The organism is Crateriforma conspicua (assembly GCF_007752935.1).
In the GTDB taxonomy this organism is placed as follows: domain Bacteria; phylum Planctomycetota; class Planctomycetia; order Pirellulales; family Pirellulaceae; genus Crateriforma; species Crateriforma conspicua.
Window position 1 is genome coordinate 1,860,588 of sequence record NZ_CP036319.1, and the last position, 24,987, is coordinate 1,885,574.

At 56.0% G+C, this 24,987-nt stretch carries 24 protein-coding genes; 12 read left to right on the forward strand and 12 right to left on the reverse strand.

Going from position 1 to position 24,987, the window contains the following annotated elements:
- Positions 1–380 precede the first annotated feature (380 nt).
- From Mal65_RS07015 to Mal65_RS07025, 3 genes are all read left to right on the forward strand, one after another.
- Complete coding sequence (locus Mal65_RS07015) at positions 381–1,046, forward strand: peroxiredoxin-like family protein (protein ID WP_145295279.1); 666 nt, start codon at positions 381–383, stop codon at positions 1,044–1,046.
- A gap of 166 nt (positions 1,047–1,212) precedes the next feature.
- Positions 1,213–1,860 carry an ECF-type sigma factor gene (locus tag Mal65_RS07020; RefSeq protein ID WP_145295281.1) on the forward strand — a complete coding sequence of 216 codons (648 nt, stop codon included), beginning with the start codon at positions 1,213–1,215 and terminating at the stop codon, positions 1,858–1,860.
- A complete protein-coding gene (locus tag Mal65_RS07025) occupies positions 1,811–3,607 on the forward strand; it encodes a serine/threonine-protein kinase (protein ID WP_196784652.1) in 1,797 nt (598 codons plus the stop codon). Before Mal65_RS07020 ends, Mal65_RS07025 begins: the two co-directional genes overlap by 50 nt.
- Positions 3,608–3,644: 37 nt before the next feature.
- Here the strand turns inward: Mal65_RS07025 and Mal65_RS07030 are convergent, their stop codons facing one another.
- Both Mal65_RS07030 and Mal65_RS07035 read right to left on the reverse strand, forming a co-directional pair.
- Positions 3,645–5,048 (reverse strand): MBL fold metallo-hydrolase, encoded by a 1,404-nt coding sequence (locus Mal65_RS07030; RefSeq protein ID WP_145295284.1) that lies wholly within the window; start codon positions 5,046–5,048, stop codon positions 3,645–3,647.
- A gap of 50 nt (positions 5,049–5,098) precedes the next feature.
- Positions 5,099–5,581 carry a protein tyrosine phosphatase family protein gene (locus Mal65_RS07035; RefSeq protein WP_145295287.1) on the reverse strand — a complete coding sequence of 161 codons (483 nt, stop codon included), beginning with the start codon at positions 5,579–5,581 and terminating at the stop codon, positions 5,099–5,101.
- Between the two features lie 387 nt (positions 5,582–5,968).
- On the opposite strand from Mal65_RS07035, the gene Mal65_RS07040 reads away from it, so the two are divergent.
- Positions 5,969–6,259: a putative quinol monooxygenase gene (locus Mal65_RS07040; RefSeq protein ID WP_145295289.1), complete on the forward strand. Its 291-nt coding sequence runs from the start codon at positions 5,969–5,971 to the stop codon at positions 6,257–6,259.
- Between the two features lie 230 nt (positions 6,260–6,489).
- Here the strand turns inward: Mal65_RS07040 and Mal65_RS07045 are convergent, their stop codons facing one another.
- The gene (locus Mal65_RS07045) at positions 6,490–6,801 is read right to left on the reverse strand and encodes a hypothetical protein (protein ID WP_145295292.1); all 312 of its coding nucleotides are present in this window, start codon (positions 6,799–6,801) and stop codon (positions 6,490–6,492) included.
- Between the two features lie 283 nt (positions 6,802–7,084).
- Here Mal65_RS07045 and Mal65_RS07050 point away from each other — a divergent pair, with 283 nt between their 5' ends.
- Both Mal65_RS07050 and Mal65_RS07055 read left to right on the forward strand, forming a co-directional pair.
- Entirely contained in the window at positions 7,085–8,302 is a 1,218-nt protein-coding gene (locus Mal65_RS07050; protein WP_145295295.1) for a PAS domain-containing sensor histidine kinase, read from the forward strand.
- A gap of 21 nt (positions 8,303–8,323) precedes the next feature.
- Positions 8,324–9,802 (forward strand): sigma-54-dependent transcriptional regulator, encoded by a 1,479-nt coding sequence (locus tag Mal65_RS07055; protein WP_145295297.1) that lies wholly within the window; start codon positions 8,324–8,326, stop codon positions 9,800–9,802.
- A gap of 85 nt (positions 9,803–9,887) precedes the next feature.
- Here Mal65_RS07055 and Mal65_RS07060 read toward each other — a convergent pair whose 3' ends face one another.
- From Mal65_RS07060 to Mal65_RS07070, 3 genes are all read right to left on the reverse strand, one after another.
- Positions 9,888–11,693 carry an alpha-amylase family glycosyl hydrolase gene (locus Mal65_RS07060; protein WP_196784653.1) on the reverse strand — a complete coding sequence of 602 codons (1,806 nt, stop codon included), beginning with the start codon at positions 11,691–11,693 and terminating at the stop codon, positions 9,888–9,890.
- Positions 11,694–11,770: 77 nt separating this feature from the next.
- Positions 11,771–12,163 carry a response regulator gene (locus Mal65_RS07065; RefSeq protein ID WP_145295300.1) on the reverse strand — a complete coding sequence of 131 codons (393 nt, stop codon included), beginning with the start codon at positions 12,161–12,163 and terminating at the stop codon, positions 11,771–11,773.
- Between the two features lie 46 nt (positions 12,164–12,209).
- A complete protein-coding gene (locus Mal65_RS07070) occupies positions 12,210–14,180 on the reverse strand; it encodes an AI-2E family transporter (protein WP_145295302.1) in 1,971 nt (656 codons plus the stop codon).
- A 342-nt stretch (positions 14,181–14,522) separates the two neighbouring features.
- Here Mal65_RS07070 and Mal65_RS07075 point away from each other — a divergent pair, with 342 nt between their 5' ends.
- The 4 genes from Mal65_RS07075 to ppk2 all read left to right on the forward strand — a co-directional run bounded on the left by Mal65_RS07075 (position 14,523) and on the right by ppk2 (position 17,518).
- A complete protein-coding gene (locus Mal65_RS07075) occupies positions 14,523–14,861 on the forward strand; it encodes a cupin domain-containing protein (protein ID WP_145295305.1) in 339 nt (112 codons plus the stop codon).
- 356 nt (positions 14,862–15,217) lie between these two features.
- Positions 15,218–16,345 (forward strand): Na/Pi symporter, encoded by a 1,128-nt coding sequence (locus Mal65_RS07080; RefSeq protein WP_145304751.1) that lies wholly within the window; start codon positions 15,218–15,220, stop codon positions 16,343–16,345.
- Positions 16,346–16,354: 9 nt separating this feature from the next.
- Positions 16,355–16,579: a hypothetical protein gene (locus tag Mal65_RS07085; RefSeq protein WP_145295308.1), complete on the forward strand. Its 225-nt coding sequence runs from the start codon at positions 16,355–16,357 to the stop codon at positions 16,577–16,579.
- 39 nt (positions 16,580–16,618) lie between these two features.
- Positions 16,619–17,518, forward strand: coding sequence for a polyphosphate kinase 2 (ppk2, locus tag Mal65_RS07090; RefSeq protein ID WP_145304752.1), 900 nt, complete (start codon positions 16,619–16,621; stop codon positions 17,516–17,518).
- A 51-nt stretch (positions 17,519–17,569) separates the two neighbouring features.
- On the opposite strand, the gene Mal65_RS07095 is transcribed toward ppk2, so the two are convergent.
- From Mal65_RS07095 to Mal65_RS07115, 5 genes are all read right to left on the reverse strand, one after another.
- Complete coding sequence (locus tag Mal65_RS07095) at positions 17,570–18,061, reverse strand: YaiI/YqxD family protein (RefSeq protein WP_145295311.1); 492 nt, start codon at positions 18,059–18,061, stop codon at positions 17,570–17,572.
- A 194-nt stretch (positions 18,062–18,255) separates the two neighbouring features.
- Positions 18,256–19,761 (reverse strand): DUF1254 domain-containing protein, encoded by a 1,506-nt coding sequence (locus Mal65_RS07100; RefSeq protein ID WP_145295313.1) that lies wholly within the window; start codon positions 19,759–19,761, stop codon positions 18,256–18,258.
- 40 nt (positions 19,762–19,801) lie between these two features.
- Positions 19,802–20,803: a DUF1254 domain-containing protein gene (locus tag Mal65_RS07105; RefSeq protein ID WP_145295316.1), complete on the reverse strand. Its 1,002-nt coding sequence runs from the start codon at positions 20,801–20,803 to the stop codon at positions 19,802–19,804.
- Between the two features lie 39 nt (positions 20,804–20,842).
- Positions 20,843–21,502 carry a TetR/AcrR family transcriptional regulator gene (locus tag Mal65_RS07110; RefSeq protein WP_165701121.1) on the reverse strand — a complete coding sequence of 220 codons (660 nt, stop codon included), beginning with the start codon at positions 21,500–21,502 and terminating at the stop codon, positions 20,843–20,845.
- Between the two features lie 257 nt (positions 21,503–21,759).
- Positions 21,760–23,256 (reverse strand): hypothetical protein, encoded by a 1,497-nt coding sequence (locus tag Mal65_RS07115; protein WP_145304753.1) that lies wholly within the window; start codon positions 23,254–23,256, stop codon positions 21,760–21,762.
- A gap of 233 nt (positions 23,257–23,489) precedes the next feature.
- Between Mal65_RS07115 and Mal65_RS07120 the strand changes: the two genes are divergently transcribed.
- Entirely contained in the window at positions 23,490–23,810 is a 321-nt protein-coding gene (locus tag Mal65_RS07120; RefSeq protein WP_145295321.1) for a hypothetical protein, read from the forward strand.
- A 75-nt stretch (positions 23,811–23,885) separates the two neighbouring features.
- Here Mal65_RS07120 and Mal65_RS07125 read toward each other — a convergent pair whose 3' ends face one another.
- On the reverse strand, positions 23,886–24,077 hold the full coding sequence (locus Mal65_RS07125) for a hypothetical protein (RefSeq protein WP_145295324.1): 192 nt from the start codon (positions 24,075–24,077) through the stop codon (positions 23,886–23,888).
- 368 nt (positions 24,078–24,445) lie between these two features.
- Here Mal65_RS07125 and Mal65_RS07130 point away from each other — a divergent pair, with 368 nt between their 5' ends.
- Positions 24,446–24,829 carry a DUF6122 family protein gene (locus Mal65_RS07130; RefSeq protein WP_145295327.1) on the forward strand — a complete coding sequence of 128 codons (384 nt, stop codon included), beginning with the start codon at positions 24,446–24,448 and terminating at the stop codon, positions 24,827–24,829.
- The last annotated feature ends 158 nt before the right edge of the window (positions 24,830–24,987 follow it).

Below are 24,987 nucleotides of genomic sequence, written 5' to 3' on the forward strand. Positions count from 1 at the left end.
CTTGACTTCCTTTGGAGACGACGCATGTGACCGGCGGCTGATTTTGCACCACCAACGCGGGCCACAACTGGGGCGGTTCGACGTGGATGCTGAGTTGCAATCAACGGTGGATTGCAAAGCATGATCGGTCTTCACGTGATCGACTAGATCAATACCGCTGGCGGAATGAATGCGTCTGGGGATGGGGCGGAGCCGGATGGTGGTGCAAAGGCGGCTGAAGGCGACCATCGACTCTGTGGGCCCGATTGCTTGATGGCGGGATAGTTGATGTGGCAACCATTAAGAAGTCGAGCCAAGGGGGAGTGTCTGCCGCAGCATCCCTCGGATCATCCAACGTCGTCCACCGTCCAGTCCCGTTTGCACGAAAGGAAAGAAGTCCCATGACAAGTCTTCGCGAACAAACCGACGCCAGAATCGCACAAACCCAAAAAAACAATCCTGAGTTTGCGCAAAAGATCGATCAGTTGCTATCGTCTGCCGAAGCGTTTCAGTCGGGTGCCAATGCATTGGACTTGGGTGGCAAGGCCCCCGATTTCACTTTGCCCAAACCGACGGGGGAAACGGTGACGCTGTCGGATCTGTTGGCCCGAGGTTCGGTCGTCGTGACCTTTTACCGTGGCAGTTGGTGTCCGTATTGCAATCTTCAGTTGAGGGCGATGCAGCAGCGATTGGACGACATTCACCAACAGGGGGCTGAACTTGTGGCGATCAGTCCTGAGATTCCCGACGAATCTCTGTCACCGGATGAACAGGCAACGTTGGAATTTCCTGTGCTGTCCGACCAAGATGCTCGTGTGGCGAGTGATTACGGCGTTGCCTGGGAAGTGCCCCAGCTGATTTTGGATCACATGCGTAACGATCGCAAATTGGAACTGGCGGACATCAACGGTGGAAACGGCAGCGTGCTGCCGATCCCGGCGACTTTCGTTTTAAACCCCGACGGCATCGTCACTTGGCGATTTGTCGATGTGGATTATCGGCATCGTGCCGAACCGGATGACATCATCGCGGCCCTCACGAAGCTTGACGTCAGCGCCAAAGCCTAGTCGGATGCAAAGGGGCCAACCCCCACAACGTGGGCCGGTTTGGGTTCCGTGTATTGGCGAACGACACCAAGGGTCCGGTGGTTTAGAATGCCTGACCGCCAACGAGGACATCGGTCGAACGACTGTCCATTCTCTTTCCGCCTTGGATCGCCCACACGCTGACGAAATGTCCGACACTCACGAGGTCAGCCATTGGATCGATCGGGTCAAAGCGGGCGATGCGCTGGCGGCGAACCAGATCTGGCACCGCTACTTTGATCGCCTCGTCCGCGTGGTGCGAAAGCAATTGCTGGGACAAAACCGAGCGGTGAGCGATGAAGAAGACGTGGTTCTGAGCGTTTTTGACAGCTTCTATGAAGCGGCCGAGCAAGGGCGATTTCCCGATTTGGCCGATCGTGATGACCTCTGGTACCTGTTGCTGCGGATGTCGGCCCGCAAAGTTGTGGATAAGCGGCGTCGCGACGGTCGCCAGCGACGTGGGGGCCTGGCGATGGTCGATTCCATTGATGCCGTGGCGGACGATGATCGGGCGATGGAGGTCATCGGCAATGCACCATCCCCCGAGATGGTGTTGATGATGCAGGAAACGGTTGAAAGTTTTTTTTCCCATCTGGGTGTCGGGCAGCTTCGCGATTTGGCGGGTGCCAAATTAGAGGGCTACTCGAACGCGGAAATGGCCGAGCGTTTTGGGTGTTCCGAACGGACGATCGAACGTCGTCTGCATTTGATCCGACAGAAATGCCAACAGGAAGTGCTCGCCACCGATGAACATCCGTCAACAAAAATTGCCGATCCAGATTCTGGAGCAAATTGATGATCGCTGTGCTGCCTTCGAAAAGGCCTGGCAGACCGGCAATCCTCCGTCGATCGAATCTGTTTTATCCGAAGGAGTTTCCGATCAGGAACGCGATGTTCTGCTGGCCGAGTTGATTGTTTTGGATGCCGATTATCGACGTCGGCGTGGCGAATCGCCCGAAGCGAGCCAATATCTGGACCGCTTTCCCGATCATGCCGATGACATTCGAGATGCCTTGAACGAAGGCGATCGGCCGTCCAGCGGTTTTGTTCCGCCACCGGTCCAGCGTGTCGCGGACATGTTTCCCAATCTGCAGGTGATCGAACTGTTGGGGGCCGGCGGCATGGGGGCCGTCTATAAAGCCAAACAAGAAGGGCTTGATCGCGTTGTGGCATTGAAGATTCTGCCGGCGGAATTTGCCCACGACGCCAAGTTCTCTTTGCGGTTCACTCGTGAAGCACGCACGTTGGCAAAGTTGAATCATCCCAACATCGTGTCGGTCTTCGAATTCGGAAACGTCCAGGACACGTTCTTCTTTCTGATGGAGTTCGTTGATGGACCGACGTTGCGTGACGTCGTCCGCGCCGGTGGCCTGGCACCCAAGCATGCGTTGGAAATCATTCCTCATCTTTGTGACGCTTTGCAGTACGCACACGACAACGGGGTAATCCACCGCGACATCAAGCCAGAAAACATTTTGCTGACACATCAGGGCACCGTCAAAATTGTCGACTTTGGTTTATCGCGATTGCTAGACAGCCCCAGCCAGGCCAGCGATCTGACCGGCACCCATCAGGTGATGGGAACGCCCCGCTACATGGCACCCGAACAATTTGAAGGCACGCACCAAGTGGATCATCGCGCCGATATCTATTCGCTGGGGGTGGTGTTCTACGAAATGTTGACCGGTGAGCTGCCCATGGGACGTTTCGCGGCCCCGTCTCAAAAAGTTGCCATCGATGTTCGGTTGGATGAGGTCGTTCTGCGAACTTTGGAAAAGGAACCAAGCCAGCGTTACCAAGCGGCCAGCGAGATCAAATCAGACTTGAAGTCAATCGCTGACAGCAACGATTCCGGTTTGGCGGCCACGTTGGTCGCGGGTGACATCCCAGTGAAATCGACAGCCGATCATCCCGGCCAGCGCATGCCTGCCGATGTCGATCACCGTGGTGTGCAACAGCAAGAGTCCGCCACACGTTGGTTGCTGACCCGTCGCGACTTGATGAATCAAGTGCAATCGGCATTGAAACCGTTGTTTCGCTGGCAGGCCGTTCAAATCATCGTCGGCGTGCTGTTGATCGGATTGGGGGCTTTCGGATGGTCGCAAAACATCGGGAACCCAACCCTCATGACCATAGGCATCATCGTTCATGTCTACGGCATCGTGTTCATCGCGGCCGCCATCGCGGTGATGACACGGATCAAACGAATCGACTATTCGCAATCGGTCGACGATGTAAGGGCCAGGATCACACGCATCCGTGATTTGTACCTGCGACTGACACCGTTGATTGGTTTCCCTTGGTGGCTGATGTGGATTCCCGCCGGTGTTGCCGCTGGACTGGACCAAATCTTGCATCCGAATGCCTTGATCCCGTCATTGATCATCGGTTTGGTGGGGATGCTGCTATCGTCGTGGTTGTATATGTGGGTCCAGAGGCCCGGGAGCCAAAACGCCGAGGTTTGGAAAGACAAGTTCGCCGGGAACAGTTTTCGCAATGCTGCCAAGCTTCTGGATGAATGTCGATCACTGGGGATCCGGTGATCGCCATGCATCGCTGATCAAGAAACGCACGGATGGATCAAGTCGTGGCCAAGTCGGCCGCTTTCCAGGCTGACATGCCTCCGATCACGTTGGTCACGTCATCAAAACCGTGTCGAAGCAAGAATGACGCCGCGATCGACGCGCGATAGCCGGAACCACAGACCACCGCGATGGGCCCGTCTTTGGGAACTTCATCAATTCGATCTTGCAACTGGCCGCCGTGGAGGTGAATGGCACCATCGATATGTCCGCTGTTCCATTCCTTTTCCGTACGAACGTCCAAGACGGTCAGGCGTTTTTCGGCGTCCAGCTTTCGATTCAGGTCGTGAACGGACATTGTCTGTAGACGTGCGATCGGATATCCCGCACCCTCCCAGGCATCAATGCCGCCCTCCAGGTAACCTCGGACGTCGTCAAAGCCGACGCGCAGCAAGTGAGTCGTGACGCCCGACATGTCATTGGGGTCGTCGACAACGATCATCACCGGACGGTCGTAGGGCAACACCCATCCGGCCCACGTCGGCAAGTTTTGACCGTTGGGGATGCTGATCGATCCCGGGATGTGCGCCGCGGCAAAGGCTTCTTTGGATCGCGTGTCGACGATCAAACAGTTCTCGCACACGCGGTCGCGAACGGCCTTTGCGGTCTGTCGAATCTGGCCCGGCAATTCGGGGCCGATGATCGGCGCGCCATCGCGGTTGATCGCCTTCATCCTTTTGAAATAGGGCGGTGACAACGGCATTTGGTCCAGCAGTTTCCGGACCCAACGATCTTCCGGTAACGGACGCAAGGATTCACTGAACTTGCGTTCGAATCCGACGGTCGACGATCTTCGGGATCCGATCGCCTTGCCACACAACGAACCTGCGCCATGGGCGGGAAAGACCTCCGTGATGTCGGGGATGGCATCCAATCGCTGAAACACGCTTTGGTACAGCTCGTGCGCCAACTGTTGCTTCTGATCATCGCCCAACAGGTCGGGCCGGCCGACATCGCCGACAAACAAAAAGTCACCGCTGAACAGCAACCAAGGGGTATCGTCGCTGCGGGAACGATCGTACAAAGTGATTGCGATGTGTTCCGGTGTGTGCCCGGGGACATGCTCGAACCCGAGTTTGATATCACCAAACTCCACGGTCTCGTTCACTTGGACATGGCGATCCGCGAACGCTTGTGTCCAGTCATCGCCGCCGTATCCGCTGGTGATAATCTGGGCGTCGTCGTTCAGTCGAGTCTTCAATTCCTTGGAACCACAGACGAAATCTGCGTGCACATGAGTTTCCAAGATGTACTTGATGTGCAGGCCGTTTTGTTTGGCGAACTGGATGTAGGTTTCGACGTCACGTGTGGGATCGATGACGGCGGCCTGAGACGTCTTTTCATCACCGACCAGATAGGACGCGATGGCAAGACCGGGAACGAAGTGCTGTTCGAAAATCATGGTTGGACCGTAATCTGATGCCGAATGTCGATAGCCAGTGACCGAATCAATCAGTTGCTGGCGTTGCCACTTTGAACCGTCGATGCATCGCTACGTTGGTCGACGTAGGACTTCACCAAATCTTTCAATTCGGGGACGTCGCATTCGAAGCCCATCTGTTCGGCCTTGGCCAGTGTTTCCTCGCCCGACATGTCGTTTTCGACCGCCACATGCATCATGGTCATGGCGCCGGCGCGTTTACCTGACTTACAGTGGGCAAAGACCGGTTTCGGCAATGCTTCCAACTGCTGTCGAAATCGGTCGACGGTATCGTGGCTGATGGTATCCATCGAAACGGGGAGATGGACGTACTTCATCCCCGCGGATTCCACCATCTTGCGTTCCTGGTCGGGATCGATCGGCTGGTCGTCTTCGCCGGACGTGCGAAAGTTAACAACGGCGCGAAAGCCTTCGGACGGAAGGGCCAAGATTTCAGATTCCGAGGGTTGGCCACTAACGGTGATTTGGTCGTTGATCTGTTTGCGATTGGACATGGGAATCTCTTTTCGTTGAAGTCATTTTTCCAGAGCGTGTTACGAACAACGGTTTTCGCAAAGCTTGTGCCGCAACCCTGCGATGCCCTTCAATGCACGGGAGACGGCCCAGTCGGAAGCAGTTTGAGCCGACCCGCGGTCATTCATCGGCCAGTCTGGTTGTTCAACAACAAACTGGTGGAATGATGGTCCCCTCGATTCAGCGGCGGCGTGTTTAAGAACCGCGAGGCCGTGTGGTTAACAACCGCCAGGATGAGATCGGCAAGAAGCGGCGGATGTTGTGGGGGACAACGATCAGGTACAACCTGGTTCGTGATGCGTTCATCACCGACAGCCGAATTGAGGCTGTCGAAAATTCGTTTCCTTCGCCCGATATCAAATTTTCACATGGCCAAGCTGACCATCGTTGCCGACATCACCGTGAAGTCTGACAAGATCGACATTGTGAAAGCGGAACTTGAAAAACTGATCCCGACCACGCGTGCCGAAGAAGGCTGCCAGCAGTACGACTTGCACCAAGACAATGACAACCCGGCACACTTTCTATTCTTCGAAAACTGGGAGTCTCGCGAGGCCTGGCAGAAGCATATGAACAATCAGCATCTGAAGGATTACCAGGCCGCGACCGAAGGCATGGTCGAAGACTTTGCCGTGTACGAGATGACCCACATCGCATGAACGTTACGGGGCAATTGCAATCGGACACAGCAATTGGAATGTTCGGCGTCAACGCGTTTTCATCAAAGCCTGCCGATCGCGGATCGGACGTCGGCGGCCTTCATCATTCACGCGGAGATCGAATCTTGTCCGGGTTGAAAGATGACTTCATCGATAGCGAGCATGATCCTCTCGCGTTACAACGATTTTCCTGGATGCCATGACGACAAATCGCTTTGCGGAGCAATCTCTTACATGAACGCATCGGGGTTCACGATGAGGTAAATGATCAGAAGCAAAGCCGGAAGCACCATCAACGCGAACATCAACAGAAACATTCTCAACAGATGACGCGCTTCGGTATCGCTGGATTCCATGGCGAAGGTTGTTTCGCTGTGATTCCGATCAATGTCCGCGGCTGTTTCATTGTGAAAGTAGGATTCGCGCTGACGTGGACGGCGGCCCGCGTGTCGGGCCGTCGGTACGGGGGTTACATGTTGCGATTCGGGGATGAAAATGGTAGCCATGTTTCGGCCTCCGGAGAGAGATTCCGGCAGAGACAACCCGGTTCAAATCATCCGTTCATCGCGAACAAGTTTGTCCCACCGCTGAAGTCGGCGTTGGTCATTGGATGAAGGAAGCACGCAGCAGGCCAAAGCCAAAAAACGCCCAATTATCGCGGAAATCGCCTCCTTTTCGGGGCGGACGCGTCCACTGGCGTTGTCGCACCGTCAACCGGCGTTGACGTTTCCGGGCTTTTCAAGCAACGGTTTGGGCGGGTTTTTCATCGACGTGTTCGGCGGACACTGGGTACGACCGACGGGCGACCTGATTTAGAATTTTGGGATGAACGCATCGTCACGCTCTGCTTCCCAAAAAACGGTCCCTCCCAAGCCCGGACAGCCGATTGCACCGGAGTATTTTCGTGCGATCGCCGAAGGTACTGTTGATTGGGAGATCTGGTTTTCGACCGCCGGGGACCTGCTGTGGTTGAACGATGCCGTCCGTCGGTTCACCGGTTACACGCCCCGGGAATGTTCCGCGATGGATGCCTTTCCATTGCCGCTGATTGTCGAAGAAGATCGACAGCGAATGGCGGCGCACCTGCGGAATGCCGTTGCCGGCAGCACCGAGAACAATGTCGAATTTCGGGTCGCGCATCGTGACGGATCAACACCTTGGATGGCCATGTCCTGGCAACCGCTTCGTGACGAAGACGGGCAATCGTTAGGGTTTCGTGTCAGCGTGCGTGACGTGACGGAAATCCACGCACTGCGAGAAAAATTGCGACTGCAGAACGAGCATCTGGAACAGTTGGTTCAAGAAAGGACGGCAAGGATCGCGCAACTGGAAGAACACCGACTGAAGATGGAAAAGCTGGCGGCGATCGGAGAATTGGCTGCCGGGGTTGCCCATGAAATCAACAATCCGCTGGCGGGGATTCGGAATGCGTTCGCTTTGTTGAAACGGCATTTGCCCGACACGGTCAAGCACTATGACAAACTGAGCTTGATTGATGATGAGATTGAACGGATCAGCAGTATCACACATCAAATGCATCGACTGTATCGTCCAAGCGAACAGTCGGCTTCGACGTTTTCCATCCACGAAACACGGCGGCACGTGGAATCGTTGACACTTCCGACGTCTCGCAAACATGGGGTTGTGGTGCAATGGCATTTTGAACCCTTGCCATCACGGGGGACGCTGGGAAACGATCAGATTCGCTTGCGTCGTGGCGAGTTGAAGCAGGTCTTGATCAACCTGATTCACAATGCGATACAGGCGTCGGAAAGAGGCCAGGAGGTCCACGTGACTGTTCAACCGCATGGCGAACGATTTCGAATGGTGGTCTCCGATTCGGGATCTGGTATCCCCGAAGAACTGATCGACCGAATCTTTGATCCATTCGTCAGCACCAAGGTGGCAAAGGTCGGCCAAGGGATGGGTTTGGGCTTGTCCGTCACGCGTGGCTTGGTCGAAGGCATGCGTGGGGACATTCGCGCCGAAAGTCAGGTGGGCCAAGGGGCCGTGTTTACCGTTGATCTGCCAAGGACGCTGTAGGAACACAGCGATCGCACCTGTATGACCGAACCGGCCCCCCAAATCTTGATCGCTGACGATGAACCGTTGTACCGCGAAACGACGGCGGAGTTCCTGCGTGAAGAAGGCTTTCAGTGTGTCTGTGTGGAAGACGCCAACGACGCTTTGGACGCTTTGCACAACCACCGGTTCGATCTGATTCTGTCCGATCTGAATATGCCGGGGAATCTGAAGCTTGAACTGTTGAACGAAGGGCGGACGAAATACAGCGACACACCGATGATCATTGTTACGGGGGTCCCGTCGACGTCGTCGGCCATCGAAAGCGTGCGGTTGGGCGTCGCTGATTATTTGTTGAAGCCGGTGAAGCTGGATGAACTGTTGGTGGCCGTGCGACGTGCTTTGGCCCATGGCGAACGATCGCTGGACGCGAGCGGTCCACGCGATGGATCGGCAGGCAAGTCCGATGCACACGTCGCTGGTACGACGGACCCCAACGATTCAGAAACGAACGCACGCGGCGAATCGACCGAAAAGGGCAAGGATTCGTTTGGCATTGATGTGATCGGCCAGAGCCCGCAGATGCGGGAGGTGATGGAAATCGTCGATCGCGTCGCGGCCAGCAATACAAGTGTCCTGATCACGGGCGAAAGTGGCACCGGCAAGGAAGTCATTGCGCGGGCGATTCATCGGCGCAGCCCGCGGTTTGGACGACCGTTGCAGGTGATTGATTGCACCGCCATTCCGGAATCGTTGTTCGAATCGACTCTGTTCGGACACGTCAAAGGCGCATTCACCGGCGCTGTCAGTGATCAATCCGGTTTGTTGCAGGCGGCCGATGGGGGCACCGCCTTTTTCGACGAACTGGGGGAATTGCCGCTGGTTTCCCAAGCGAAACTGTTGCGTGTGGTCCAGGAACAAACCTTCACTCCCGTTGGTCGCGATACGGTGGTCCGGGTGGACACGAGATTCATTTGTGCGACCAACCGTGACCTGCAAACCGAAGTGGATGCGGATCGTTTCCGTCGTGATCTGTTTTATCGTCTGGCGGTGATCCACATCGCTTTGCCTCCGTTGCGACAGCGACAGGAAGACATTGTTTTGTTGGCCGAGTATTTTCTGCATCGATTGCGTGCCCCGGATTCACCGGCCCTCGGGTTTTCCGATGCGACGCTTGATTGCTTTCGCAGGTATCGTTGGCCAGGAAATATTCGTGAACTTCGAAACGTAGTGGAGCGTTCTCTGACACTGGCGAATGGGCAGTGGATCGAGCCGACTGATTTGCCCCCAACGCTGACCACCGCGGTTGCTGAACCCGAATCACAGGGTCTTGATGATGACCTGGCCGAAATCTCACGCGACGAAGCGCTTGATCGCGCGGACCGTGCATACCTGGACGTCTTGTTGCAGCGACATGGCGGAAACATTGCCGCCGCAGCCCGGCAGGCGGGCTTATCGCGACAAGGAATGAACAAGCTGTTGAAACGCCACGACATTGACGTTGCTCCCTATCGAAAGTGAAACGTGATCGCGCGAGATACCGTTTGCGATGGCGTTTGACCGCCACTGCCGGGCATTCGGTTCGCCGATCATCCGCCCGGCATTGTTAGGCGGATGCCGAAGCCGATTGGCTGTAAACCAGCGCGGTGTACGGCGGCAATTCGATGCTGGCCCGAAACGGTTGGCCGTCATAGGGTGCGTCGGTTGCCACAATGTCGCCGCTGGCGGCGCCCGCGAAGTCATCGCTCCACTGTTTTCGGTCGCTACTGAATCGACGTTGCCATTTGCCGCTCTGTGGTAGGCCGAACTCGTACTGGCTGAAGTGTCGGTTGGCAAAATTGATGATGACCACGCATTCATCCGCCGGTCCGCCGTCGAGCCAACGTCGGAATGCAACCACCTTATCGCCGTGATTGACATGGAATATGTCGACATGATTGCCGGTCAAGCCGCGGGTGAAACCGTCGACATTCTTTCGCAATCGAATCAGCTTCGACGTCAGGTGGATGATGCCGGTATGGTCGTCGGCTTGGTTCCAATCCAATTCCTCGTGATCTTGAAACCAACCGTCTTCCAAGAATTCTTGTCCTTGGAACAACATCGGGATTCCGGGTGTGGTCATCACAAGGGCAATCCCGAGGGTCGACCGTTTCTGGGCGTGCCAGGCATCCGTGTCGGCATGGTCGATTTCGCTGGGGATTCTGGCTTTCCCGTTGGCCACTTCGTCATGTGATTCGGTGTAGATGACGCGTTGGACCGCGTCACCGTTGTAGCGATGGTTGATCGCATGAATGACTTTGTGCATGTCACGGCTGGCATCGTCAGGCTGGGTCAGCACGTCGCGAATTGGGTGAACGAAACGTGCGTCCCATTGCGTGGAAAATCCGGCACCGCCATCGGCATCCGACTTGGTCAAGTAGTCATTGTTCTGCAGGTCTTCGGCAATGGTGATCGCCGAAGGCTTGAATCCATGAACTTCGCGGTTGATCCATTGGGTCAGGCCCCAGCCCTCGGGGATCTCCGTGTGGGGGCTGCCATCGACGCTGCGAATGTACAACGTCATGTCGTATCGCAGACCATCGACGTGATAGTCTTCCAGCCACATCATGGCATTGTCGCGGATGTACGACCGTACTTCTCCGCGACCATAGTCGGGCCGAGTGTCGCCCCAGGGCGTCTTGGAACGATGGTCGTTGTAAAAGTAGATCCCGCCCTTGTCGTTTTCGTTCCAACCATCGAACTGCCATAGGTCCAGATCGCTGGGGCCAAAGTGGTTGTAAACCACGTCCAAGATGATCGCAAAGCCGGCTTTGTGGGCTTCACGGACAAAGACTTTGAAGCCATCGGGGCCGCCGTAAGCCGATTCAATTGCGTAGGGGTGCGCCGGGTTGTATCCCCAAGAAAGATCACCAGCGAACTCCGCAATCGGCATGATTTGTAGTGCGTTGACGCCCAGGCCACGCAGGTGGTCGAAACGTTTTCGGTAGTCGTCAAACGTCCCCACATCCCCATCGCCGTCGTGGTGAAACGAACCGATGTGCGTTTCATAGATGACCAACTCGTTCCAATGGGGCATCGAAAAATTGTCGCTCTGCCAGTCAAAGTATGGATCGTGCACCACACCGTTTCCGACGCTGTTGGTCACCTGGCGGACTCTGGGGTCGATGCGTTGCATCGTCGTGTCGCCGTGTGTGATCGCATACTTGTATTGGTCACCGGGCTTCGCATTTTCGACGATAGCAAACCAGTTTCCCGCGTCCTCCCCGACCATCGGCGTCGCATCGGCATCCCAGTCGTTGAAGTCACCGATCACGCTGACCAAATCCGCGTGCGGAGCCCAAACACGAAAGGCCACACCGTGATCCAAGATGATCGGACCCATGCCCGCGACGGTCGGTTCAGTGGTTGTCATGATTTTCTGATAGGTACGGAAAGTGGAAGAATGGATTGAAGGGTCACGGTCAAAGACAAAAAATCAGGGGAAAGATGCTAGGAAGCCCGATCCAAGTCGCTGGTTGTCTGGCCGATGAGATGTTCGATCTGTCGAAACAGTCGATCGAAGTCAACGGGCTTGGGATGAAAGTCATCACATCCCGCGGCTTTGGCGCGTGCGGCATCGCCTGGCAAGGCATACGCCGTCAGGGCAATCACCGGGGTTTGCTGGTTCGGGGCAGCGGCGCGGATTTGCACGGTGGCTTCGATGCCGTCAAGTTCTGGCATGTTGATGTCCATCAAGATTAAGGACGGGGCCGACTGGGCCGCCGCCAGCACTCCTTCGACGCCGTTACCAGCGGTGACCACGGAAAAGCCATGCTTCTCCATGCGACGGGCGATCATTTCGCGGATGTCATCGTGATCTTCCACAATCAAAATGGTGGGCATGGTGATTCGCGGGCGATGCCCACGACTCCTGTTGAGGATGGTGCATTCATGGCGACGGTTCGGCGGCAGCGACCGATGGCGCGATGGGGGCCGACCGAGCGTGTCGCCTGAAAAGGCTTTCGATTTTGTTTTGCGTTTGGGTGAATGACGTTGTCATGTAAGTCGCGCCCGCCTTTCGCAGCCCGACGAACAGTCGATCGTAATTTTTGAATCGCCCCAACGCTGATACGATGATGGGACCGGTGTAGCCTTCATCACGGATCGCCTGGCAAAGGTAACGTGTTTGTGGAAAGCCACCTTTGGGAAGCACGGCGATTACCACCATGGGCGGATCTTGATCTGTGATGATGCGTCCTGCGTCGTCTGGCATCACGTCGTCATCGATCACGTCCAAATGAAAAGTACCGACGCCGCCGATTCGCAAAAGATTCAAAACCAAAGTTTCGCTGAAGTGATGCGACGTGCAGCCGATCATCGTGGGAAGCCTCGGTGCGTCGTCCGATGATGCATCCGCTTCATCTGCCGGATCGCCTGTCATGGATTTGCAATCGGCAATCAAGCCACCCGCCAGTGCGAACAAGCGATTCGCATCTGCCTCGTTCAAATGGTCGGCATCTTGGTCCAGTCGAATTCGTTTCAGTGCCGGCACAATGACATCGTCGCACGTGGCGGGAAATCCCTGGGATTCAATATGCTCGCGCAGTAGTTCACTGGCGCGTAATTCATCGCCGGCCAACAGACGTTGATAAAACCTCATCCCCGGTTTGATTTGAACGTCTTCGCCCAGCAGAGTTGTCAGAATACGAAAGCTTGGCACGTACCGGCCCGCGACCACCAGACAGACCGTCAGGGGCGTGGACAGCAGCAGTCCGACGGGGCCCCACAACCAGCCCCAGAAAACCGCGGCCGTGATCACGGCGATGGCAGATATTCCCGTGCTGCTGCCGTACAACCATGGTTCGACGATGTTGTTGCAGATCAGTTCCATGGTGGCGATCAGCACGACCACGGTCAGAAAAACGCTGTAACCTGGGAACACCGCCAACGCGATGGCCGATGGAAATATCGCGGCGGCCGTGGGACCCAGATAGGGTATGTAGCGTAAAAAGATGGCAAGGACGCCCCACAATACCGCGTTAGGAAAACCATCGTCGGTCATCAACGCGCCGATCAACGACAGCCCGACGGCTAACAGGATTCCATAAACCGTGTTGATCATCGTTTGCGCGATCAAGTAGCGGCTGATTCGTTGCCCCGCTTCATTCATCGCTTCGGTGGTGGTCACATAGTCGCCGTGGCTGACCACCGCGATGATTCGGTCTCGCAAGTCGTCACGATAAATCAACAGGAACAATGCAAACACGCTGACCAGCCCCGCGGTCGCCAATGGGCCTAGAACGGTACCCGCGGTCGTCGCCCAAGATGCCAGGGGCGCGTTAGGCTGAACCGTTTTGACATACAGTGGCCGCTTCAAGGACGAACCATCGTTGTCTGGCTTTTCGTTGGTCAATGGTTCCGGCAGCAGGCGGTCGGTCCACTTTTGAAACAGAGTCGGGGACGACGCTTGTTCCGCGTTTGGATCTTCCGCGTCGTTGGCTTCGCCCGGTTCCAGTTCGGTGCCCTCTTCGATCGCCTCGCTGACATCTTCCGCCAATTCATCCAACGAACCGCCCACACCGCCGGTTAAGCCGGCAAAGCCGCGAGCTTTGTCAATCAACTCATGGCGGTATTCCGGCAGCTGACCGACCAAGGTGGTCAGTTCGCGACCGAGCAAACTGAACAGCCCCGCCAAGAACAGGAATGCCAGGACGGCTGTCGCAACGACCGCGGCGATATTGGGAACGCCCCAGCGATGCAGTCGGTCGACGATGGGGCTGAGCAGGAACGAAAGCAGCAACCCAAGGGCAAGCGGAATGAAGACTTCGCGGGCAAAGAACAAAGCTGCCACGGCGACCACGACGCCCAGCAACTGGGCGACTGCGGCAATGGTCGCAATGTCCGATTTCGCTTTTGCCATGCGTGGGCTTTGGCCGTGTAAAGGGGCGTGAGGAAAGTTTTGGTGATCAGCGGGGCATCGATTGCTTCGCAAACCCTGTGCCGTCGGCGCGGTTGCGCGACGACCGACCAGTGTCTCTGCCGATCCCGTCAACCCAATCGCCCCACGCAAGGACACGCATGCCGGAAAAAACAACGACTCGGTGAAGCACACGACGTTTCAAAGGTACCGTACGATGCCCAAGCGTTTTCTTTGGGAACGCTGATAGGGCCCAGCGTTTGCAACACCGTTGGGGCGAAGACGTGGTGACCGAAACGTACCGTCACAACCAAGACGACCCTTTGAAAGTGAAAGCAAACGCTGATGGATATTCCACAAGTCACTCCCAACGAAACCGCACCGACCGGTGATATGGGGCAAGACTATTTGGCAACCGGCAAACAAGTCGCGATGCGACGCTGGGAAGCATCGCCCTGTGACTGGGCCGACATGCGGACGCGGAAATACGAGACCGTCGGCTATGTGATCCAAGGCCGGTTGGAGATTGATTTGGATGGCGAAACCGCCACGCTGCAAGGTGGCGATTCCTGGATGGTGCCCGAAGGAGCCCCACACCGCTATCGAATCTTGGAAAACTTGGTGGCCGTTGAAGCGACCAGTCCACCGGCGAGGATGGGCAACCGTGATGCGACGGAATCGTAACGGCATGCGGACGGCCGGCTGGCAAACGAAAACGAGGTCTTGGTCGGCCGCAGGTGGGCAACGTCAGGGCTGTCGCACCCCATAAGTCGCCCGATCCGTTTGTGGTTTGTTAAGATTCGGCGAATCGGTGGCGGGATGTCTAGGCAAATCCGACCCGAATGCTCAGGCTGAGCCCGACGTGTGGTTAGGTGACGACATCCCTCTGACAGGTGCTACTTTCAAAGCGTCGCATGGGGCCACCGATCTATCTTTTCGATGCGAATCTATTGAGAAAAATCATGAGCGACGCCACGGCAGCGACGGGCGTGAAAGGCGACGAAATCGTGGGCGATTCGTTGCTGGAACCCGATCCGCAAATGCTGGAAGCCACATCGTCAAAGTCCAATATGATCCAGTGGCTGGCCGTGGCGATGTTGGTCTATTTCCTGGTGTGCGCCGTCGGTCTGATCGGCTCGGGGTTTAAAGCCGCCACCGGCGATGAAGCCAAAGAAATGTTTGCCTTCGCCACCAATCCATTCGCGGGCTTGGTGGTGGGGACCGTTGCGACCGCGTTGATTCAATCGTCATCGACGGTGACATCGATCATCGTCGGATTGGTGGCCGGCGGGCTGCCGGTTTCTGTTGCGGTACCGATGGTGATGGGAGCAAACATCGGAACTTCGATCACCAACACCATCGTTTCGCTGGGCCACGTTCGCGAAAAGAAGGAATTCGCTCGCGCGTTTTCTGCGGCGACGGTTCACGACTTTTTCAACTTACTTTCGGTGGTCATTTTCCTGCCTTTGGAGATGGCTTTCGGATTTCTTGAAAAGATCGGTGGTGCTTTGGCTGGCCTGTTTGTCGTTGAAAATGCGTCGATGGGCAATTTGAATTTTGTGAAAGCCGCGACCAAACCCGTGGTCGGAAATGCCAAGCATTACGCATTGGAACTGGGGGACCAAGTCGGCGGTGTTCTGTTGATTGTCGGCGGAGTGGTATTGATTTTTATCACCATCCATTACGTCGGCAAACTATTGAAGCAATTGATGGTGGGCAAAGCCAAGGAGATCATGCACGCCGCGATCGGCAAAGGGCCAATATCGGGTATCGTTTCCGGAACCATCGTCACTGTTTTCGTCCAGTCATCATCCACCACCACGTCGTTGATGGTGCCGCTGGCTGGATCAGGAGCCTTTGGTCTGAAACAGATTTATCCGTTCACTCTTGGTGCGAATATCGGAACTTGCATCACGGCATTGCTGGCGGCGACGGCCGTCGATGGCAATGCCAATGCGGCTCTTCAGATCGCTTTCATTCACTTGACGTACAACGTTTTGGGCGTGCTGATCATTTACGGGATTCCCCTGCTTCGATTCATGCCGGTTCGCGCGGCGGAATGGTTGGGGGTGACCGCGGCCGAGAACAAGTTCGTTGCGCTGGCGTATATTTTGGGCGTCTTCTTTATCATTCCGGGGATCTGCCTCGGTGTTTCCAGCATCGTTTAGGAGATTACCGTGACGGACATCAAGAAGATTTCGACGCACAGCATTCGCAGGCTGATCGCCGATACCGAAAAAACCCTGGGCGAACTGGAATCCGAACTGGAGCGTCGTGAGAGTCAGGCCCAGCAGATTCAAATCGACCATTTGGAAGAACACATGCGCGGTGCCGAACTGTCACTGAATACGATCAAAGAATTCCTTGCGGTGCTGTTGGCCGAATACCGATCCAAGGGCTGATCTAAGCAAACCGCCGACGGCGACATGACGAAAATTGCGATGGACGACTATCAACGTATCCGCGAGGAAGTGCTGGATTCGATCGACGAAGAAGTCGAAGCCGAACTGCGTGATCTGCTGCTTGATCAGACCGAGGAGAAACGCAACGACGATGGCAGGCAACCGAAGCTGACACGCACGCAGTATTTTCGCCACCTGCTGCGACTGCAGATCGAGTTGGTCAAGTTGCAGGAATGGGTGGTCGCCACGAAATCAAAGATTGCCGTCATCTTCGAAGGCCGCGACGCGGCGGGAAAAGGCGGCGTGATCAAACGCATCACCCAGCGACTGAACCCGCGTGTCTGTCGCGTCGCCGCGTTGCCGGCACCCAACGAGCGCGAAAAAACCCAGTGGTACTTTCAACGCTATGTACCGCATCTTCCCGCAGGCGGCGAAATCGTGCTGTTCGACCGCAGTTGGTACAACCGCGCCGGTGTCGAACGGGTCATGGGGTTTTGCACCGAAGAAGAGTATCAGGAATTCTTCCGAACTGTCCCGGATTTCGAACGGATGATCGTCTCGTCGGGAACGCACTTGTTGAAGTATTGGTTTTCGATCTCCGACGAAGAACAGGCGTTTCGATTTCAGTGCCGCATCGATGATCCGCTGAAGCAGTGGAAGCTGAGTCCGATGGACTTGGAATCACGCCGTCGATGGGAACATTACACCGTCGCCAAAGAAATCATGTTGGAAAAGACCAACTTGGAGGGGGCGCCGTGGTGGATCGTGGACGGCAACAACAAGAAGCGAGCCCGTTTGAATTGCATTCACCATCTGTTGCAGCAAATTCCTTATCAGGACGTTGAACAAGATTCGGTCGAACTTCCCGAACGGCGTCGCAGCGACGACTACCAACGCAATCCCATGCCAAAAGAAGTCTTCGTTCCGTCGATCTACTAGACGACCGGACCGCCAGACCGTCGAAGGCGATCAGGGGATCGATTCGTCGTATCACGCTTCGCCAGACGCGTTTTTCAGTCGCCGGGTCAGCACTCGGTCCAATTGATTGGCGAACGCCTGGACGTCCTTTGGCTTCAACGGTTTGGGCCCTTCGGTTTCCACGCCGGCCGAACGAAGTTGTTCCATCAGGTCGCGTGTCGCCAGGCGGCTGTGAATGTTTTTTTCGTCGTATTTGTCGCCGCGACTTCCGACCACCAGCCCGCCTTTTTGTACCACGCGTGCCGCCAAGGGAATGTCGTCTGCGATCACAATGTCTCCTTGGTTGGCCATCTTAACGATCGCGTGATCGGCTTGGTCCGCACCGCTGCTGACGACAACGCGACGAACCCACGGCGAATCCGGCACCGCGATCGGCTGATTCGCAACGACAATGGCTTCGATTTCACGTCGCTTCGCCGTCCGATAAACGATGTCTTTGATCGCAAGGGGGCATGCGTCTGCGTCGACCAAAATTTTCGGTGACGGGCGGTCTTCAGAGCTCAATCCAATGTCTCGATCAGTCTGGCGCGGAATCGACAAAGAGTCGTTCGGGAATCAGCGTCGTCGCATTGCAACGACACACCGGCGGCAACCCGAACGGACACCGACAGCCACACGACAGATGACCGCGTGAGGTGAATACCAACGAGGATCGTCGTGGGCTGTCCGAACGACGACGGTCGAAACGGTGCGCACTCTCAATCGACCAGTTCAGGGTCACCCGGTTTCCATGTTTGATCATAGAAACTTTCGAGCGGCCCATACAGACGAAAGATCGTATTCCAGCCTTTGCCCGGAACCGTTTGAATCCAGTTGTTTTCGGCTCCTTGCGGGGGCTCGGGGCCAAAATAGACGTCGTACGACCCGTCATCGTTTGGTACCGGGGGCGTTTGGTCCACGCTGCTGAGACCGGGGAAACGTTCGTCGGTCTGCAACATTGAACGGGTTTGGTTGTCGTACAGCGTGAAGGACCAGAAGTCTTTCGCCGGGACATCCTTCGGCAGATGAATCTTGTACGTCTTGCTTCCGTCCAACGATTGGCCCTTGGAATCCAAGTAGGCAATGGCGTATTGAGACCCTTTTCCGACATTTTTGGCCGACATCGCCGGTGTGATTCCCGTTGCGTAAAAGTGCATGTAAACGCGTGAATCAAACAGACGCTGGCCGTCCATCAAAAAGTCGTACCGTCCATCAATGAAGGGGTTGGTCCACACGCGTTGTCCCGGGTAAAGGTAGTGTCGCTGGTCCTGGGGGCGGGCGGTAAGCGCTCGTGCAGTCACCGATGCGATCGCGGCGGCGTCGGTCAAGATTTTCTTCATCCGCGCGTCCGGCGCGAACGCTTTTCCTTTTTCAATACCGATCGTTGCCAATAATCCGCGAATATCGGGATCCAGACCGGCGATGTTCTCATCCTGGATCTGTTGATTCAATTCTTCCCAAAAACCGAAGTCCATCCGGTGAATCGTGTAGTGTGGGATCCCCGAGACGTTGATGAAGTTCATTTCGGGCGGATCATCCATTTTTGACAAAGGATAGATTCGAAAGGTTTCTTTGGTCGCGTCGACCGCGGGCTTGGTGGAACCATCCACTTGAAAGCCGCGCCAGACGACCCAGTGCCCCTTGGTGAACGTCTTCGCGACGTGATATCCCGCCGGAATATCGCCGTCATAGTCGTGGGGGACGATCAGGAATTTGCCTCCCTTACCTTTGTCGGGGCCCGCGTTTCCAAAGTCCACGACGTATTGGAACCAAGCGTCGTTGATGAAGCCCAGCACGTTTGGTGGCGTTTCCAACACCATGGGCTCATCATCCATTTCCATCCACGTTGCCATGTAGACCGATACGGTGTTGGGGGTCAGCCACAACGCCTTGGAATCCATCAGGTCTTCGAACAGCAAGGCCGTCGTGTTGGGCGGCCCAAATTTCCGCAATCCCTGTTCCATCGCATACATGGACGAAATCTGGATCGACGAAAGGTACGCGTGTTGGGCACGTTGTAACGCCAAGTTGTCATAGACCATTCGGGTCGTTTCGTCGTCAGGGACGCCGTCAAAGGACGTCAGCGTCCCGATACTCGTTTGCAATTTATCGGGTGTTGCGATTCCAGCGGGAATATCCGTGGTCATCTTCATCTTGGGAGGCTCCGCGGAAGCGGATGCGATCCATGCGACTGTCAGTAAAAGGATCGTAAGATTGATTTTCATTGGACGTTTCATGGTTGGTGGATTGTGAAAAGAGCGTCACCTATTGACATGGCTGTGGTTCAAGCGGCCGCCATGACCCATCCAAGACGAGTTGGCTGACACCATAATTGCGAACCGTGTAATTGAATGGTTGCCCGTGTGACGAAAGGTTGTTGATTGCATCATCGCCCGCATTGAAGTGGATGGTGATGGTGCCATCATCGTTGGGGATCCACATCTTGCTATTGATGTGGGTTTCGCCGTCCATCAAGTAGCCGTTCGCGTCATAAAGAGTGAACGAGGTGAAGAACTTGTTTTTAGGGTCGTCAAACGTGATCGATCTGGCAACGTCGCCGGACATCGCGTCGGAACTGAAATATGCATTCGATACGTTAAGCTCGGGTTCCATGCCGCCCCAACCCGCGGCATGGGATAGGTTCAGCAGGTGCTGATCCTGACGGCCGGGGCCTTTGGCGTAAGTGAAATTGACGCCTTTCGAAAGGAATTCCTGCTTGTATTCGCTTCGAAGCTCTTCCAGCTGCTGTTGGTCGAATTCAGGCGTCTGGTATCGTTCATCGCTGATTCCGGTGACCCGAATCTTGTCTTGCGAATCATGTGTCCGAACCAACGACTCGTCTGACTTTCGATCGATGATCTCGGTGCGAAAGATGATCAACGCATAGTCCGTGTTGACTTGGACTTGGTGTGTTTTCCCCTTCTCGATCAGGTAATAGGGGGCAAAGCCGTCTTCGTCGATGACGTGGGCCGCCATGTACAGTTCGCTTTTGGGTAAGTGGATCGAGAATGTTTTCGTGTCGGGGACTCTGACGATGCGGACGGAGTACAACGTGTCCCAGTTCATGCGAACCGTGGGTGCTTTGGGACCAGTGGGGGCCACGTTTCGCAGGTGCACGATTTTTTCGTCACAGCCCAGTTTGGCCCAGCGATTGAAGTTCCATGCGGTTTCCGCTTGGGCAAAGTTGTCCGCGTTGACAGGGATGGTTTGCGATTGTGCGTCGGTCGTCGTCAAAGCAATGGCGACCAGGATTCCTAGGGTTCTCATGAAGGTCATTGTCGGGATCGGAGGAGATTGATCAGTTTTTCACTCACCTGCAGATGTGGGCACCTGCAAGTACAGCGTGGATTGCCAGATTCGAATGATGGCTTTGCGAATCGGTTCGGGTTGACTGCGCGGTCGGCTGCCGAACGCTTGGATCAACAGGCTCGCGTCCATACGATTCAACGCCATCGCAATCGGGCGTGCTTCGAACGGTACGATCAAGCCATCACGTTGATGCTGCTCAATACGTTTGGTGACCGCATCGTCGAAGTGAGCTAGAAAACGATTCCATTCCTTTTCCAATCGGTCATCACTGCGGGATGCATCGGACACCGCTTTCAAAATGGGGCCACGGTCGTAGGTGACGTCCACCAGTCCGGAGAGCGATGTTTCCAGCAGGACGACCGGATCGCCGTCACCTTCCAACCATGGTCGGGCCACGCCAAAAATGTCAGCCTCCAACCCGCGAAGCAGGGTTTCCGCCAGTTCGTAAAGGTCGCCAAAGTACTGATAGAACGCCGATCTTCCGGCGCTTGTGTTGTTCATTAATTTGGCGATCGTTAGGTCGCGAAAACGATGCGTCCACAGGAATTCGACAGCCGCCTCCAAGATCTCCACACGCGTTCGTTCCGCCTTGGTCAACGGACGCTGCGCAGCGGGAATTTGCGAGACGAAAGACCGGTGAAGCTTTCTTGCTGACATCGTGTCATTTTCCGGGGACGGCAAGTCAGAAAACAACGCGCAAATTGAAAACGAGGGGCTGTTGATGCGTGCTGTACACCCCGGTGAAGCTGATCGAACTTCAGGGGGGGCGTCGCCAAACCGGGGGACACGCGTTTTTCCGGGCGGCGGCACTGCCATGACAACCGCGGTGCTGAAGCACTTGTGCAAACGTGTGCTCCCCGAGGATCAGGCGGGATGATTGCGGAGACGGTCGCTTGTGATGGTCGCGATTGCGTTTATCCGAACTGAAGCACTCGTTCTGCCAAGTCCGTCGTTCTTTCGCTTCGGCCGTGAAGCAGATAAGAGCAGCCGGCCAGATATCGGGCTCGCCAAATGGGGGCAATCTGCTGGTAATCCTCCAGTGCCGCCGAACTGAATTTGTAGTCGTGGGCGTCGTTGCCTTTCAGAAATACCAGCTCGCGTGCCTGTCCGATCAGGCGATGCGTCACTTGTGGCTGCGACGCCAGCTTCAAAACGGCTCGGGCGGCTTCGGGGCGATCCTTGCGAACCAGATCGAATACAGAATCCAAATCGGTGCTGTCATCTTCCGACGGACTGAGTTGAAGCAGGTCCGTGTCGTTCAGCTTTCCACGGTCTTCGGCCGAACGACGAAAGTGAGGAATGAATGCTGCGTTTTGAAGCAACAGCCACTTTCGCGTTCGGTCGTCATGCGCCGTGCGATACAGGAAACGCATCGCGTTGGACGTTGTGACGGCGTGAAGCGGGACGATGGCCGCTTGACGAGAAACCATTTCTGCCGCGGCGACCATGATCCCGTCGTACACGCTGTCGGGATGACAACCCGATTGAATCAGTTGCAGAACAAATTCGCTGGCCTGCTCCGGTGAAGACGTTCGTAACTCCTTGGCAACGGTTGCCGATTCGATCGGTTTTCGCTCGGATGACAACCACCCAGCGGAGAACTGATCGGCAAGCTTCCAGTTGGATCGCCCGACTCGATCGACTTCCAAATCACTTGTTGCCGGGTTCGGATCACCCGTATGATTCAGGATCGCATAGCACAGTGAACGCACGACCGGTTCAGCGTGTTGCCAGCCGATGACACCGAGCGTCCGAAAGGCATTGGCCAGATAAATGGATTTGTGACCAATGCTGCGGTAATCACGAGCGGCATGTTTGGATAGCAGGTCCAGGATCTGGGCGGCTGATGCGGTTCGCGCGACAGTGGTGGCCGCCGCATCGGCAGCTTCGACATCCCATCGCGTCAATGCATCATCCAACGATCGTAAAGCTTTTTGTGGATCGGGCAGGTTGGATGACGGCGCGGCGGCCATGGTCCAGTCGCCTTCGCGAACATCGGACTGTTGGGCACGTTTGAAGTAGTCAATGCTCCACAACAGCGGCGTCCAGCGATGTTGGTCGACGGCGGCCAAGGATGCTTGGTGTGCCGAATAGACGACCAACACGCTGTGGAATTTAAATCCGACCGCCGGACGCGGTTGAACGTTTCGGATCCCGGCCAGGAACAGTGCGGCAAGGAGTTCTTGATAGCTGCGGCCGTGGCGTATTTCGCCGAAAACCTGATCGACGATTTGGCGCCGCGGTGTGTCTTCAAGCAGCCGGACCAATGGTTCGATATCGTCATGAAAGCGAACGTGTTCCGGGGCAACCGCCACATCGTCGGCGGCCAGCTTCGGTAGCCAGGCCAGGCTGGCGACGGATCCCGTGACCGCACCGATCGAATTGCGAACGAATCGTCGTCGGTCTTGCATGGTGATCTCCGATACCGAAAACGCTTGTTGTGGGGAAGGGGCCGGCAACCATTCACTGTACCGCCAACGGAACCTGCTTTCACGAAACATGCGATCGTGGCCCCGGCGTCGGCATCGCCAGTTCTTGTCGATAGCCTGTACAAAGGTCGGGCAATTCGATCCGGTTGACGTTCGGTCGCAACGCATTCGACAGACGGACAGCGGCGGCAAGGTCCACGTACGGGAATCAAACGGTGAAAGAGAAAGAAATCGATCAGAAAGCAGCCATCATGATTGTCATCGAACACCTGGGCGATGTTCCCCCGGGAACAAAGTGTTCGGCCGTCTTGTTTGACCACGAAAGGATTCGTCGCGAACAAGAGTTTCATGCGCAGCTGTACAGCGAAACCGGTGTGCGCGATCCCGAGGTGCGTCGCGCAATGGTCGCGGCCAACGTGGCTCACGATCCCTATTGGTTGGTCTCGCTAAAAAGCAGCCGGGGGACGTCGGGCGAAGTCACACGGCTGCATCGTGTGGACGCGCGAACGGGAAAGGTCTTGCCCGAACCTGCGTAGCGACATGTGTTGCCAGGTGGCGGCCCGGTTTGAAGACCGTGGAAACCCGGGGGCGGCCCCGTTTCACCTGGGGACCTAGCCGATGTCGGCTTTCTCGTTGCCCTCTTCATCGTAGCGAATGAAGGCAAAGTAGACGAAGCAAACGGGCAGACAAGGCAATAGCAACAGGTAAAACCAAGACGCAAGCAAGGCGAATGAAAAGATGGCGGCCAAGAACGTCAGCCAGACGAACTTGGTGTCACGCCACAAGCCTTTCATTTGTTCCATGGTTCTATTTTCTCGTTGGTTCGGGAATTGCCCTGCCGGGGCGCCGTCATCGGTTCCGTGTTTCCGATGAACTGTTTTGATTGTGCCCGACGCCGTGCTTGGATCACCACCCTGTTTCGCGGACCCGTGCAATTCAGGGCCACGGATTTGCAGGCAATGGATTTCAGAGCCACGGGCATGGCGATACGCTGGGACGCTTCGCCAGGACAGGCCCCTATGCCAGAAGCCGGTACGGCCTTTAAGCCGCGTTTCTTGTTGATGCCTTGTCGTGCTGGTCGGCATTTGGACCAATGGCGAAACAGCTTAACGTTCCGCCACACTGCGGCAAACCAGACCCTTCCTGTTCGCCACGCGGCGATTCAAACACGATGCCAGAAATCTTGCGACAGATCGTTCACTATGGAAATCATCTGGTCGTGCCCTTTGGAATTGCGATGTTGTTATTCCCGCGTCATTGGCGGGCCGCTGGTGGCCTGATGGTGGCAACCATCGTGATCGACTTGGATCACCTGTGGGCGGATCCCATTTTCGATCCCCGTCGATGCAGTATCGGATTCCACCCGCTTCATACCGTCTGGGCGGCGATGGTTTATATCGCCTTGCTGATGGTGCCGGTATGGAAGATTCAAGCGGTCGGATTCGGGTGCCTTTGGCATTTGTGTACCGATGCCATTGATTGTCGGCTTGGGCATCTGGGAACCGATCCGGACGGCTTGCTCGGATTCGTCTGGCCGTTGGTGGTTGCTTTCTGAACGCGTCGAGCGTTCCCAAATCGCTTTTCATGACCGATGGCATGGGCGGGCCTGGGATCCATTACAATCCTCGACCGGTCGGCCGATCGACCAACACGCTTCGGGGCATGCCGGTGATCGGTTGACGGGACCGCGGATCGTTTGATCCGGTCCATTGA

Excerpts from the sequence above, each read along its gene's own strand:
- Mal65_RS07040 (WP_145295289.1), top strand. The coding sequence starts at position 5,969 with ATGGCCAAGCTGACCATCGTTGCCGACATCACCGTGAAGTCTGACAAG.
- Mal65_RS07080 (WP_145304751.1), top strand. The coding sequence starts at position 15,218 with ATGCTGGAAGCCACATCGTCAAAGTCCAATATGATCCAGTGGCTGGCC.
- Mal65_RS07060 (WP_196784653.1), bottom strand. The coding sequence starts at position 11,693 with ATGACAACCACTGAACCGACCGTCGCGGGCATGGGTCCGATCATCTTG.
- Mal65_RS07105 (WP_145295316.1), bottom strand. The coding sequence starts at position 20,803 with ATGAGAACCCTAGGAATCCTGGTCGCCATTGCTTTGACGACGACCGAC.
- Mal65_RS07130 (WP_145295327.1), top strand. The coding sequence starts at position 24,446 with ATGCCAGAAATCTTGCGACAGATCGTTCACTATGGAAATCATCTGGTC.
- Mal65_RS07065 (WP_145295300.1), bottom strand. The coding sequence starts at position 12,163 with ATGCCCACCATTTTGATTGTGGAAGATCACGATGACATCCGCGAAATG.
- Mal65_RS07050 (WP_145295295.1), top strand. The coding sequence starts at position 7,085 with ATGAACGCATCGTCACGCTCTGCTTCCCAAAAAACGGTCCCTCCCAAG.
- Mal65_RS07055 (WP_145295297.1), top strand. The coding sequence starts at position 8,324 with ATGACCGAACCGGCCCCCCAAATCTTGATCGCTGACGATGAACCGTTG.
- Mal65_RS07035 (WP_145295287.1), bottom strand. The coding sequence starts at position 5,581 with ATGTCCAATCGCAAACAGATCAACGACCAAATCACCGTTAGTGGCCAA.
- Mal65_RS07115 (WP_145304753.1), bottom strand. The coding sequence starts at position 23,256 with ATGCAAGACCGACGACGATTCGTTCGCAATTCGATCGGTGCGGTCACG.
- Mal65_RS07125 (WP_145295324.1), bottom strand. The coding sequence starts at position 24,077 with ATGGAACAAATGAAAGGCTTGTGGCGTGACACCAAGTTCGTCTGGCTG.
- Mal65_RS07100 (WP_145295313.1), bottom strand. The coding sequence starts at position 19,761 with ATGAAAATCAATCTTACGATCCTTTTACTGACAGTCGCATGGATCGCA.
- Mal65_RS07015 (WP_145295279.1), top strand. The coding sequence starts at position 381 with ATGACAAGTCTTCGCGAACAAACCGACGCCAGAATCGCACAAACCCAA.
- Mal65_RS07110 (WP_165701121.1), bottom strand. The coding sequence starts at position 21,502 with ATGTCAGCAAGAAAGCTTCACCGGTCTTTCGTCTCGCAAATTCCCGCT.
- ppk2 (WP_145304752.1), top strand. The coding sequence starts at position 16,619 with ATGGACGACTATCAACGTATCCGCGAGGAAGTGCTGGATTCGATCGAC.
- Mal65_RS07025 (WP_196784652.1), top strand. The coding sequence starts at position 1,811 with ATGAACATCCGTCAACAAAAATTGCCGATCCAGATTCTGGAGCAAATT.
- Mal65_RS07070 (WP_145295302.1), bottom strand. The coding sequence starts at position 14,180 with ATGGCAAAAGCGAAATCGGACATTGCGACCATTGCCGCAGTCGCCCAG.
- Mal65_RS07030 (WP_145295284.1), bottom strand. The coding sequence starts at position 5,048 with ATGATTTTCGAACAGCACTTCGTTCCCGGTCTTGCCATCGCGTCCTAT.
- Mal65_RS07020 (WP_145295281.1), top strand. The coding sequence starts at position 1,213 with ATGTCCGACACTCACGAGGTCAGCCATTGGATCGATCGGGTCAAAGCG.
- Mal65_RS07075 (WP_145295305.1), top strand. The coding sequence starts at position 14,523 with ATGGATATTCCACAAGTCACTCCCAACGAAACCGCACCGACCGGTGAT.